We start from the raw sequence: 12919 nt of genomic DNA on the forward strand, positions 1-12919 counted from the left end.
GCGTTCATCCTGAGCCAGGATCAAACTCTTCATCGTTGTTTCATTAATATGTGACAACTAAATAAATGTTTTCCTTCTCAAGAAGTCTAAAGCTCAAAAGTTTGACTCTTTATAGTCTTAATTCTTAATCTTTACGCTATACCAATCTTAATAAATTAAAATTGATATCGTCTAGTCAATTCAATATGTCAATGAACTTATTCAAAGTCCGGGCTCCTAAAAACCCTTTCGGTAGAAATTAAGGAATCGAACCTTACCAACACCCCATCCGGTATCTCCTAGTCACTCAGTATGTTAAGAGCGTTTATGCTTGTTCTAAAAGCGGTTGCAAATGTACAACTAATTTTTAAACTCACAAGAAAAAATTAAAATTTATTTTTTCTTAATTTTAAACCCTCAATCCTTCCAAAGATCCTCGCCGTTAAAGCGGCTGCAAATGTACAACTCTTTTTCTTTAACCACCAAAACTTTTTTTAAGTTTTTTTTCAGCCTAAAATATCACGCTATCCCAATGAACATCCCCCATAACACCTTTTCTACTCCGGCGTTAAGGGGCTGCAAATATACAGCCTTTTATTTCTTTGCTGCAAAACTTTTTTAAGTTTTTTTAGAACCTTTTTCAGTATACCTCTCAATGAACATCCACTTACTAAATACCACCTCAGCGGCTAAGCGGGTGCAAATATACAGCCGTTTTTTAATACAAAACAAACTTTCAAATTGATTTTTTCATCAATCTGAAAAACTATTTTATAAAAGCCTGATTTGATTAGAGTTGAGAATAGCTAATTTAAGAAAAAAAAACTTTTGGGCAAAGAAAAAATACAAATATTATAAAACATCCCATTTATCGGTAAGTTCCAGAAAGTCGAAATCTAGTGCTGATGGTTGTGATTCTAAAACATTATTTTGAAAAGACCGCTGTAAAATGTCTTCTATTATATAATCCTCTTCATTATTTATTGGATCATACTCCTCTTTAAGTGATATTTCAAAAAGGCTTGCTGTGGTATTATACCAAAAGGCTCTCCAACCGCTACGAAGCTCCTTTATTAATTCGAATGCTGTAATTCCTGTTTGACGATGAATTAATTTTACTAAAATCTGTCCTTCAGTATGCGTCATTTTTTTTAATTCTTCGGCAAATTGATCTTCAATATAGTTTTGGACGATTTTTGTATATTTTTTTCGGTCCCTCTTCGATTTAATACTCACTAGCCTTTCATTAAGCGATGTTAGTCTTTCTGCCGCTAATTTTGCATAAGGATAAACCTTCCTTGTTTTCCTGCGTAAAATCAAATATCTTCTTCTATCTGTATTATTTTTAAAATGAAGGCGCTTAAGTATAAGGACTTCATCTAAATCAATACTTTCCCTTACTATAGAGTCTCCGGCAATAATCATATATCGTTTATCTTCTTCTGGATGAGATATTGTATCGTTCTGCCCAAAGACTCCAATAGAACTAATAAAGCAGACAAGCAATAGTAAAGTTGTTTTCAATTGATTATTATTCAGCATAAATTCATCCAAAAAATTATCTAAAATCATTCCAAAATTAAACATTATCCAATTGTCTTCAATTTAATTCTTACTAAATTCGCTACAAATCAAATATAATATGAGTAAAGAAAGTATTTTAGATAAAGAATCGATCGATTTCCTAGAAAAGTACCTGAATAATGCATCTCCAACAGGCTATGAATCTGAAGGTCAAAAACTTTGGATGGAATATCTAAAACCTTATGTTGACGAATTTATTACTGACACCTACGGAACGGCCGTTGGAGTTATAAACCCCGAAGCTGAATTTAAAGTAGTTATTGAAGGACATGCTGATGAAATTTCGTGGTATGTAAATTACATAAGTGACGAAGGATTTATTTACGTCATTCGAAATGGTGGTAGTGATCATCAAATTGCAGCATCCAAAAGAGTAAACATTCATACCAAAAAAGGTATTGTAAAAGGGGTTTTTGGATGGCCTGCCATTCATACCCGTAATAAAGAGAAAGAACAATCGCCAAAATTATCGAATATCTGTATTGATGTTGGATGTAGTTCTAAGGAAGAAGTTGAAAAACTTGGCGTACATGTGGGCTGTGTAATTACTTATCCTGATGAATTTTTTATCCTGAACGAAAATAAATTTGTCTGCAGGGCTTTAGATAATAGAATTGGCGGCTTTATGGTTGCTCATGTAGCTAAGCTATTAAAAGAAAATGGAAAAAAACTTCCATTTGGTCTTTATATCACAAATTCGGTTCAGGAAGAAATTGGTCTTCGTGGTGCTGAAATGATTACGCAACGCATTAAACCAAACGTAGCGATTGTTACCGATGTTACCCACGATACCACTACACCAATGATCGATCAAAAATCAAATGGATTGGCTAAAATTGGTGATGGTCCAGTAATAAGTTATGCTCCGGCTGTACAAAACAATCTTAGAGAGTTATTAATAGATACAGCTGAAAAAAATAAAATTCCTTTTCAACGAGCAGCATCTTCAAGACTTACCGGCACAGATACCGATGCTTTTGCGTATAGTAACGGCGGAGTAGCTTCAGCATTAATTAGTCTTCCTCTTCGCTATATGCATACGACCGTAGAAATGGTACATAGAGAAGATGTCGAAAACGTGATAAAACTAATTTACGAAAGTATTTTAAAAATAAAAGATGGTGAAACTTTTAGTTATTTCAGCTAAACAAACACTCTCAATTATTCAAAGAGCTTCTTCTAATAGGAGCTTTTTTATTTTCTTTAAGCAAGGTTTCACAGATCTTTATTAAATGTTTTAGCACATTACCTTTACCTTTCTACAAAAAATAGAATGGTATTATCCCCGGAAGATATAAATGTAATTTTAGAAGATCCTTCAGAAGCGGCAAAATTAGCTAATCTCACCTATGTTTCAGAGCATCATCTTTCCATAAAACGTAAAAAAGCAGGGCGCGGCTTCTCTTATTTTAAGGAAGAAAAAAGAATTAAGGATTCTAAAATTATAGAACGTATCAAAAGTCTGGTTATTCCACCGGCATGGACACAGGTAAATATTTCTAATTTGGAAAACGGACATTTACAGGTCGTGGGAAGAGATGAGAAAAGGCGGAAACAGTACATTTACCATCCATTATGGTCAAAAATGAAAAATGAAACTAAATTTTTTAAAATGACCGCTTTCGGAAAAAAATTACCTCAAATAAGGAAAAAAGTAGATGCTGATCTTGATCTCCCCGGAATGTGTAAACAAAAAGTCCTGGCTCTAATCATTAGACTTATGGAAGAAACGCATATCAGAATTGGAAACGACTATTATGCGCAGAAAAACAAAACCTATGGATTATCTACTTTTCGCACCCGCCATGTAAAAACTTATGATGATGAAGTGAAATTTGAATTTGTCGGAAAAAAAGGAAAAGAACATTCTATTAGCGTTCAGAATAAAGAGTTGATCAAGCTGATTAATCAATGTGAAGACATCCCAGGTTGGGAACTCTTTAAATTTTACGATGAAAATAGTGAAAAGCATACTATTGATAGTGGAATGATCAATGATTATATACATGCAATAGCTGGGGAACTATTTTCAGCAAAAGACTTTAGAACATGGGCTGCTTCTAAAATTTTCTTTGAAACACTAAAAGAACTGGGATATATTGAAGATGAAAAAGAAAATAAAAAAACAATTTTAACTTCTTTTGATGCCGCCGCCAGTGGATTAGGTAATACCCGCGCTGTTTGCAGAAGCTATTATGTACACCCAAAAATTGTGGAAGCTTATGCAGATGGTAGTATTGTCCCCTATTTTAACAAAGTAAAAAATGAAAGTGTAAAAGATTACACCAAACTTTCTGAGACCGAAAAAGTAATGCTAAACTTAATTGAGGATTATGAAATAAGGATATAACCCAAACTTTTAATTAAATTCGTTATTAAATTTTGAATAACGATGAAAAACTCCATCGCACATAGGATAGCCGATTTCCTAAAAGACTTCCCTCCTTTTAATTTTTTAAATGCAGATGAACTTTTAAATATTTCTGAGGAATCTGAAGTGTTATATATAGACAAAGGCAATATTCTTTTTAATGAAGGTGAAAATGTACATGCATTCTTTTATATTGTACATAAAGGAGCGATTCAATTACAGAAATTCCAAAATGAACGATACGAAACATTAGACACCTGTGATGAAGGAGATATTTTTGGACTTCGCCCTTTATTTGCAGAAGAAAATTATATCATGAATGCCATTGCTGAAGAGGAGAGTATTATATATGGTATTCCTATTAAACAATTTAAGCCTTTAACCGAATCTAATAAAAAAGTAGGCAACTTCCTTATTCAAAGTTTTGCCACCAACACTCGTAATCCTTACGCCAGGGAGGACAAGGGAAAATTATTTTTTGGCAACCAGGTGATCGAGCCTATAAGCAATAGTCCACTGTTCGAATTACAACCTGCACCAATCATTAAAAAAATTGTAACTACCTCTCCAGAAACCAGTATTAAGAGCGCTGCTCAATTAATGAGCAAAAGAAAGGTAGGCTCTATTCTCGTCACAAAGAATGATGTGCCAGTGGGTATTCTTACCGATGAGGATTTTCGAAACTCTATTGCAACAGGTGCATACTCTATAGATACTCCTGTTGAAAAAATTATGAGTTATCCTGTGATCTGCTATCCTAAAAATGTAACTATTGCACAGGCGCAAATCACTATGATGAAACACAATATCAATCATATTTGTATTACAGAAGATGGCACCCCAAATACACGAGTTATCGGAATCCTCTCAGAGCATGATATTATGGTCTCCCAGGGTAATAGTCCGTCGGTTTTAATGAAGGCCATTCAACGTTCCCATAGTACCAAAGAGTTAAAGAAAATCAGAAATAAGATCAACCTTTTGCTTGGCGGATATATTCAAAATAATATTCCACTTACTCATATTTCAAAATTAATATTCGAACTTAATGACGCCACGATTAAAAGAGTAATTTCCAGATGCGTGATTAAATTACAACAAGAACCTCCTGTTAAGTTCGCATGGTTAAGTATGGGAAGCCAGGGCCGAAAGGAACAGCTTTTACAAACCGATCAGGATAACGCGATTATATTTGCAGATCCTCCGGAAGGCAAGCTGGAGGCCACCAGAGATTACTTTCTACAACTCGCCACCAAAGTAAATAAAAGATTAATGATTGTGGGTTATGAATATTGCCCTGCAGATATGATGGCAAAAAATCCAAGATGGTGTTTAAGTTTAAGCGAGTGGAAAGAACAGGTAGCCAAGTGGATAAAAGAACCAGGGCCAGACGAAATATTACTTTCTAATATTTTCTTTGATTATGATATCACCTTTGGCGATTCGTTGCTATCCAACAATCTATCGGATTATATTCTTGGCTTAATTGACGATTATCCAAAATTTTTAAGCGTTATGGGTTCTAACGCTTTAAGAAATCCTTCTCCTCTAGGATTTTTTAGGCAGTTTTTAGTGGAACAGGATGGCGAGAAAAAAGACTTTTTTGATATAAAAAAGCGTGGTTTACAGCCTTTAACCGAAAGTGCCCGACTGCTGATCTTATCTTATAAAATAAAAAATATCAGCAATACTGCAGAGCGTTTTGATCGTTTGGCGCAATTAGAACCAAAAAACAAAGAACTTTTTGAAGGCTGCTCTTATGCCTCGAAAGCCTTGCTGAAGTTTAGGACAAAACAAGGACTTCAAAATAGAGATAGTGGACGTTTTATCGATCTTTCAAAATTAAATAAAGAAGATAAGATGAAATTAAAACGTGCTTTTAAATATATAAAAGCGGTTCAGGATTTATTAAAAATGAGGTTTGAAACCGCAACTGTATTGTAATGTTTGACTGGTTTAAAAAAGACGAATCTCACCTACCCGAATTCTGGCAAAAATATTCAGCTGGATTTAATAGCAACCAAAAAGAGCAACTTATTGCAGAGACAACATTTGTGGTCTTAGATACTGAAACCACGGGTTTTGATCAGGAAAAAGATCGAATTCTAAGTATTGGTTGTGTAAAAATAAAAAACAATAAATTACTGGTTGCCGATAGTTTTGAAATTTACCTGAAACAGGAAAAATTTAATCCCGATACTGTCGAAATACACGGTCTGATAAAACATGAACGTTTTGAAACAATTTCTGAAGAAAAAGCGATTCAGTTATTTCTAAAGTATATTAAAGACTCTGTGTTAGTAGCTCATCATGCCGGATTCGATATTAATATGATCAATGCTGCACTTAAAAGAAATCATCTTCCGAAGTTAAAGAACAGGGTTTTAGATACCGGAATATTATATAGAAAAACCAGGATTATATCAAATTTTATCGATCAACACAAAACATATAGTTTAGATGAAGTGGCGCTAGCGTATAATATTGATCTTAAAGATAGACATACCGCCATTGGTGATGCGTTTATTACCGCTATTGCATTTCTAAAAATCCTGGGACGACTGAAACGTAAAAAACTAAAAGAACTATTCAAAAAGTAAATCACTTCAATTCAAACCCACGAGATATTTATTAAAAATTTATTTTTTTCTTTTGGAAGAATTCCGAATCCATTAGCTATAGTGCCAGGATCGAAGCATTTAATCTCGATTATCTAGTAAGGTCCGGGATAAATTACCCGGACTTTACTAGCATTTTATTGATTCTGAAATTTATAAAGCTTCTGCAATAATCGCTTCGACCACCTCAGGATTTAATAAGGTTGAAGTATCTCCTAAATCTGAAGTATCATCGGAAGCTATTTTACGTAAAATTCTTCGCATAATTTTTCCACTTCGGGTTTTAGGTAAGCCTTCTACAAACTGTATTTTATCTGGCTTGGCAATTGGTCCAACTTTATCAGCAATTTGTTGATTGATCTCTTTTCTTAAGTTATCACGTTTACGGCTCTCACCAGACTCCTTAAGGATTACAAATGCATACAGTGCATTTCCTTTCACATCATGAGGAAAACCAACCACTGCACTTTCGGCAACTGCCGGATGTTCGTTAATCGCATCCTCTATAGGGGCAGTACCTAGATTATGTCCAGAAACAATAATAACATCATCCGTTCTACCGGTTATTCTGTAATATCCCACTTCATCCCTCATGGCTCCATCACCGGTAAAGTACTTTCCTTCAAAAGTCGAAAAATAAGTATCCTTATAGCGCTCGTGATCTCCCCAAACAGTTCTGGCAATCGATGGCCAGGGAAATTTTACTGATAAGCGACCACTTACCTGATTTCCCTTTATTTCCTTGCCATCATCGTCCATTAAGCTAGGTTGAATTCCAGGCATGGGTAAAGTCGCGTAAGTAGGTTTTGTGGGAGTTACATAGGGCATTGGTGAAATCATAATTCCTCCTGTTTCAGTTTGCCACCAGGTATCTACTATAGGACTCTGGTTTTTACCTATATTATCATTAAACCAATGCCATGCCTCCTCATTTATAGGTTCCCCTACAGACCCCAGGACTTTTAAAGAAGAAAGGTCATGATTTTCTACAAATTCAATATTACGTTTTGCCAAAGCTCTAATCGCAGTTGGTGCGGTATAGAATTGTGTGATTTTGTGTTTTTCTACAATTTCCCAAAAACGACCATAATCAGGATAAGACGGTACTCCTTCAAACATTACTGTAGTAGCTCCGTTGGCCAGTGGACCATAAACTATATAGGAATGCCCCGTGATCCATCCAATATCAGCTGTACACCAATACACATCACCTTCGGTATAATTAAAAATATTTTTGAAGGTAAACGCGGTATACACCATATATCCTGCGGTAGTATGTAACATTCCTTTTGGTTTGCCGGTAGAACCAGAGGTATATAAAATAAATAAAGGATCTTCAGCATCCACAATTTCAGGAGCGCATTGTTCTGAAGCCTTATCCATTAAAGGGGCCAACCATTCGTCGCGCCCGTCTTTCATATTAATTTCTTCACCAGTTCTTTTTACCACCAAAACCGAGGATACATCTGGACAATCTTCTAAAGCTTCGTCTACAATATTCTTAAGATTAAGTGTTTTTGCACCACGATAAGAACCGTCTGAAGTAATCATCATTTTACAATCGGCATCCAGAGTTCTTGTAGCCAATGCCTTGCTGGAGAATCCTGCAAATACAACAGAATGTATAGCCCCTATCCTCGCACAAGCGAGAACGGAATAAGCAAGTTCTGGCACCATTGGTAAATAGATACAAACCCTATCTCCTTTTTGAATACCCTTGTTTTTTAAAACGTTTGCGAGCTTATTTACTTTTTTATGCAGCTCGTTATAAGTGATATGTTGAGCTTCTTCACTACTATCGTTAGGCTCCCAAATAATGGCGGTTTTCTCACCTCGAGTTAAAAGATGACGATCTATACAGTTTTCAGTGATATTCAGTTTAGCATTTTCAAACCATTTTACTTCTGGTTTGGTAAAATCCCAGCTTAATACATTGTCCCATTTTTTTCTCCAGGTAAAATGCTCTTCGGCAATTTCTGCCCAAAAATTTTCTGGTTCGCGCACGGATTTTCTATAAACCTGAAAATATTCTTCCAGATTTTTAATGTGGTAATTACTCATAATTATCAATCGGTTGTAAGGATTCTTTAATTTTCCCTTAAAACTATTGATTTTTTACTGATTTCGCTTAAACAATTCTATGTTTTTATAAAAATTTGAACATAAAAAAAGCGATATGTCTATTACAACAGATCGCTTTTCTATAGTGATTAGACAGTATTCCTATTTCAAATAGGCTTTTACATTTTCTTCTACCCGTTTTTCAATATTAGAAACATCTGCTTTTTCAAAAGTCTCTCCGGTTATATTTTCATATAATTCTATATATCTTTCGCTTACGGTTTCTATATATTCGTCACTCATAAACGGCACTTCTTGTCCTTCTTTGCCCTGAAACCCATTCTGGATAAGCCACTGGCGAACAAATTCTTTAGAAAGCTGCTTTTGTGGCTCTCCTTTCTCCTGTAATTCTTTATAAGTACTGGCATAGAAATATCTTGAAGAATCAGGGGTATGAATTTCGTCGATCAAAACGATTTTACCATCTTTAGTTTTCCCGAACTCATATTTAGTATCCACTAAAATTAAGCCTCGCTTTTCAGCAATTTCGGTTCCACGTTGAAAAAGTTTTTTGGTGTAATCCTCTAATACCGCATAATCTTCCGCAGAAACAATTCCGCGTTTTAAAATATCTTCTTTAGAGATATCTTCATCATGATCACCCTGTTCTGCTTTGGTAGCCGGAGTAATTATGGGTTCAGGAAAACGATCGTTTTCCTTCATTCCTTCTGGCATAGCCACTCCACAAAGTGTTCTTTTACCAGCTTGATATTCTCTTGCCGCGTGCCCTGAAAGATATCCACGAATCACCATTTCTACTTTAAAAGGTTCGCAGGCTTCACCTACAGCTACGTTAGGATCTGGTGTTGCCTGAAGCCAGTTTGGTACCAAATCTTCAGTATCCTTCATCATTTTAGTAGCAATCTGGTTCAGAATCTGACCTTTATAAGGAATTCCTTTTGGCATCACCACGTCAAAAGCCGAAAGACGGTCTGAGGCAATCATCACCAGTTGATCATCTTCGAAAGCATATACATCTCTCACCTTTCCTTTGTATACTGATTTTTGTCCAGGAAAATTATAATCGGTCTTTATTAGAGTATTACTCATTTCTTTAAAATCGGTTGATTTATTTTTATTTAATCGTTGTGTTCTATTGTTTTGTAGGCCGCGATGATCTTTTTCACCAATCGATGACGAATCACATCTTTATCGTCCAAATATACCATCCCTACACCTTTTACGTCTTTTAAAACCAAAAGCGCTTCTTTTAACCCGGATACTGTTCTTCTAGGTAAATCGATCTGGCCCGGATCGCCGGTAATAATAAATTTAGCATTTTTTCCCATTCGGGTTAAAAACATTTTCATTTGTGCATGGGTAGTATTTTGTGCTTCATCTAAGATTACAAACGCATTATCCAAGGTTCTACCACGCATAAAGGCTAATGGGGCTATCTGTATCACTCCTTTTTCGATAAAAGATTCAAGTCTTTCTGCCGGGATCATATCGCGTAATCCATCATACAGTGGCTGCATGTAAGGATCCAGTTTTTCTTTAAGATCTCCCGGTAAAAATCCAAGGTTCTCCCCCGCTTCCACCGCGGGACGAGTAAGAATGATCCTTTTAACCTCTTTGTCTTTTAAAGCTTTAACCGCTAGGGCTACACCGGTATACGTTTTTCCGGTTCCCGCCGGGCCTATAGCAAATAGCAGATCGTTCTTTTTACTAAGATCTACCATTTTACGCTGGTTGGCGGTTTGTGCTTTGATTAATCTACCGCTTACTCCATGCACCAAAACCTCACCGCTTTCTTTAGAAGATTGATATTCTTCCTTACTCTCACTCGTTAAGACGCGCTCAATAACATTTTCATCCAGTTTATTAAACTTTCCAAAATGCTCGATAAGCATGGTAAATCGCTTATCGAATTCTTCCAGCATTTCTTCATCTCCAAAAACTTTTATTTTACTTCCTCGTGCTACGATTTTTAACTTCGGAAAATATCTTTTTAAAAGTTCAATATGTTCATTACCCTGCCCAAAAAAATCTCTGGGACTAATCTCTGAAAGTTCGATTACAAGTTCGTTCAAAAGCCTTTGTTTTAGTTAAAATTTGGTGGTTATAAGCATAAACTACCTCTGGGAAAGCCCATAAGTCATTTATTATGATTTCTTTATTTCAATACCTCCTATCCCGATAGCTATCTAGATAAGAACCGGAGCATTTAATCTCGATTATCGAGTAAAATTCTTACCGGTTAAATTTGTGTTCCAAATATCAGGATTTATTTTTGCAGCCTGATTTATCGCCATATTTTTGGCGCAATTTTAAGGTTGGAAGAACAAAATAAAAGTATCTTCGCTCCTTATACAAACTTAAGGAAATTTAGCCTTTACAACTTAAAAAAATATTAACAATCACTTATGGCAATCATTACCTTAACAACCGATTTTGGGCAGAAAGATTACTTTGCAGCAGCGGTTAAAGGAGCTGTTTACAGCGAACTTGATGATGTTAGGATTGTTGATATTTCGCATTGTATCTCTCCTTTTCATATTAGCGAAGCGAGTTATATTATTAAAAATGCTTACAAAAGCTTTCCAAAAGGAAGCATTCATATAATAGGGATTGATTCAGAATTAACGCCAGAGAATAAACATCTGGCCGTATTGTTGGACGATCATTATTTTCTTTGCGCCAACAATGGTATTTTGTCATTATTGGCTTCAGAAATTAAGCCTGAAAAAATCGTAGAAATCAATATCCACGATAAGATTGAATCCAACTTTCCTGTGCTGGATATTTTTGTGAAAGTAGCCTGTCATATTGCACGCGGTGGTACTTTAGATGTTATAGGAAAAAATATTCAGGAGATTAAATATCTAAAACAAATTGAGCCTTTAATCAACTCAGATAAAAACCAGATTATCGGGCATGTAATTTATATTGATAATTATGGGAATGTGATTACCAATATTTCCAGGAAATTATTCGAGAATATAGGCAAAGGAAGAAATTTTACCATTAGTGCAAGAATGGTCACCTTTAGTAAAGTACATGAAACTTATAGTGACTGCATTAACTTTAAAATAGAAAAAGAAAAACGCGGCGAAGAAGATGGTAAAAAACTAGCTGTATTTAATTCGGCCGGATATATCGAACTGGCCATTTATAAAAGTAATCCCTTAACTGTGGGCAGCGCGGCCAGCCTCTTTGGATTACAAAATCGTGATACCGTAACTATAAAATTTGAAGCTTATGCTAGTAAGGATCGTAAAGCTGAGCTTTAGCCCTGAAAATATCGATGCTTTTTTAGAAATCTTTGAAAATACCAAAGAGCAAATTCGCAATTTTAAAGGTTGTAGACATTTAGAATTATATCGTGACAAAGACAATACCAGTCAATTTTTTACGTATAGTTACTGGGAAAATGAAAATGCATTGGAAAATTATCGAAATTCTGCATTTTTCAAGGTCGTTTGGAGCAATACCAAAATTTTGTTTAATGCGAAACCAGAAGCCTGGAGTGTTGATCAACTTTGGGTTTCAGATCAAAATTAAGTCGCTTTGTTAGCTATTTTAAATAAAGAAATACAATCTTTTTTTGCCACTCCTATAGGCTATCTGGTCATTGGGATATTTTTGGTGGTTAGCGGCCTGTTTTTATTTGTGTTTACAGGAGAGTATAACATTTTAGATAGCGGTTTCGCTACTATCAAGCCGTTCTTTAATATGGCGCCTTGGATTTTTATCTTTCTGATCCCCGCCATTTCCATGAAAAGCTTTTCTGAAGAACAGAAACTAGGTACCATGGAGCTCTTACTTACTAAACCTTTATCGATCGCTAAACTAATATTTGGCAAATACCTGGGAGCTTTACTATTAGTGATTTTAGCAATTGTTCCTTCGGTTATTTACGTGATCTGCATTTCAGAGTTAGGTCGAACTCCTGGAAATTTTGATTTAGGAGCAACTTTAGGGAGTTATCTGGGACTATTGTTTCTGAGTGGTTGTTATACCGCCATCGGGATATTTTCTTCCAGCTTAACCGAAAACCAGATCGTAGCTTTTATTATAGCTGTTTTTATATGTTTTTTGAGTTTCTTTTTATTTGAAGGAATTTCCGGATTATCAATCTTTGAAGCCCCGGAATACGGAATAGAATACTTCGGAATTAGCTATCATTACCGCAGTATTAGCCGGGGAGTTGTAGATACCCGCGATCTTATTTACTTTTTAAGTTTTATTGCTTTGTTTTTAAAGCTTACGCACTTCAGAATAAAAAATCTAAGAAATAACTAAT

Annotated in this window: 11 protein-coding genes; 7 read left to right on the top strand and 4 right to left on the bottom strand. The window is 35.3% G+C overall.

Annotated features, from left to right (window positions below; translation table 11 throughout):
• Positions 1-831 precede the first annotated feature (831 nt).
• Complete coding sequence (locus AC13DP_RS08315) at positions 832-1551, bottom strand: DUF4294 domain-containing protein (RefSeq protein WP_483067554.1); 720 nt, start codon at positions 1549-1551, stop codon at positions 832-834.
• Between the two features lie 70 nt (positions 1552-1621).
• On the opposite strand from AC13DP_RS08315, the gene AC13DP_RS08320 reads away from it, so the two are divergent.
• From AC13DP_RS08320 to AC13DP_RS08335, 4 genes are all read left to right on the top strand, one after another.
• Positions 1622-2710, top strand: coding sequence for a M42 family metallopeptidase (locus AC13DP_RS08320; RefSeq protein WP_013071275.1), 1089 nt, complete (start codon positions 1622-1624; stop codon positions 2708-2710).
• A 126-nt stretch (positions 2711-2836) separates the two neighbouring features.
• Positions 2837-3913, top strand: a complete 1077-nt coding sequence (locus AC13DP_RS08325) for a DNA topoisomerase IB (protein WP_483067555.1) — start codon at positions 2837-2839, stop codon at positions 3911-3913.
• A 42-nt stretch (positions 3914-3955) separates the two neighbouring features.
• Complete coding sequence (locus tag AC13DP_RS08330) at positions 3956-5878, top strand: DUF294 nucleotidyltransferase-like domain-containing protein (RefSeq protein WP_013071273.1); 1923 nt, start codon at positions 3956-3958, stop codon at positions 5876-5878.
• Entirely contained in the window at positions 5878-6534 is a 657-nt protein-coding gene (locus AC13DP_RS08335) for a 3'-5' exonuclease (RefSeq protein WP_013071272.1), read from the top strand. The genes AC13DP_RS08330 and AC13DP_RS08335 overlap by 1 nt, the downstream gene beginning before the upstream one ends.
• A 171-nt stretch (positions 6535-6705) precedes the next feature.
• Here the strand turns inward: AC13DP_RS08335 and acs are convergent, their stop codons facing one another.
• From acs to AC13DP_RS08350, 3 genes are all read right to left on the bottom strand, one after another.
• Positions 6706-8613: an acetate--CoA ligase gene (gene acs, locus AC13DP_RS08340; RefSeq protein WP_228252386.1), complete on the bottom strand. Its 1908-nt coding sequence runs from the start codon at positions 8611-8613 to the stop codon at positions 6706-6708.
• Between the two features lie 162 nt (positions 8614-8775).
• A complete protein-coding gene (locus AC13DP_RS08345) occupies positions 8776-9723 on the bottom strand; it encodes a phosphoribosylaminoimidazolesuccinocarboxamide synthase (protein WP_483067556.1) in 948 nt (315 codons plus the stop codon).
• 29 nt (positions 9724-9752) lie between these two features.
• Positions 9753-10706 (bottom strand): PhoH family protein, encoded by a 954-nt coding sequence (locus AC13DP_RS08350; RefSeq protein ID WP_347406879.1) that lies wholly within the window; start codon positions 10704-10706, stop codon positions 9753-9755.
• A gap of 333 nt (positions 10707-11039) precedes the next feature.
• Between AC13DP_RS08350 and AC13DP_RS08355 the strand changes: the two genes are divergently transcribed.
• From AC13DP_RS08355 to gldF, 3 genes are read left to right on the top strand one after another with little or no spacing between them, the layout of a single operon-like run.
• On the top strand, positions 11040-11906 hold the full coding sequence (locus AC13DP_RS08355) for an SAM hydrolase/SAM-dependent halogenase family protein (RefSeq protein WP_228252384.1): 867 nt from the start codon (positions 11040-11042) through the stop codon (positions 11904-11906).
• Complete coding sequence (locus AC13DP_RS08360) at positions 11875-12177, top strand: putative quinol monooxygenase (RefSeq protein ID WP_041578797.1); 303 nt, start codon at positions 11875-11877, stop codon at positions 12175-12177. Before AC13DP_RS08355 ends, AC13DP_RS08360 begins: the two co-directional genes overlap by 32 nt.
• Before the next feature lie 6 nt (positions 12178-12183).
• Positions 12184-12918: a gliding motility-associated ABC transporter permease subunit GldF gene (gldF, locus tag AC13DP_RS08365; RefSeq protein ID WP_228252383.1), complete on the top strand. Its 735-nt coding sequence runs from the start codon at positions 12184-12186 to the stop codon at positions 12916-12918.
• The last annotated feature ends 1 nt before the right edge of the window (position 12919 follow it).

It is taken from the genome of Zunongwangia sp. L-65, from assembly GCF_056859415.1.

Coding starts and splice junctions, on each gene's coding strand:
- AC13DP_RS08335 (WP_013071272.1), top strand. CDS start 5,878: ATGTTTGACTGGTTTAAAAAAGACGAATCTCACCTACCCGAATTCTGG.
- AC13DP_RS08320 (WP_013071275.1), top strand. CDS start 1,622: ATGAGTAAAGAAAGTATTTTAGATAAAGAATCGATCGATTTCCTAGAA.
- AC13DP_RS08315 (WP_483067554.1), bottom strand. CDS start 1,551: ATGATTTTAGATAATTTTTTGGATGAATTTATGCTGAATAATAATCAA.
- acs (WP_228252386.1), bottom strand. CDS start 8,613: ATGAGTAATTACCACATTAAAAATCTGGAAGAATATTTTCAGGTTTAT.
- AC13DP_RS08325 (WP_483067555.1), top strand. CDS start 2,837: ATGGTATTATCCCCGGAAGATATAAATGTAATTTTAGAAGATCCTTCA.
- AC13DP_RS08345 (WP_483067556.1), bottom strand. CDS start 9,723: ATGAGTAATACTCTAATAAAGACCGATTATAATTTTCCTGGACAAAAA.
- AC13DP_RS08330 (WP_013071273.1), top strand. CDS start 3,956: ATGAAAAACTCCATCGCACATAGGATAGCCGATTTCCTAAAAGACTTC.
- AC13DP_RS08360 (WP_041578797.1), top strand. CDS start 11,875: ATGCTAGTAAGGATCGTAAAGCTGAGCTTTAGCCCTGAAAATATCGAT.
- AC13DP_RS08355 (WP_228252384.1), top strand. CDS start 11,040: ATGGCAATCATTACCTTAACAACCGATTTTGGGCAGAAAGATTACTTT.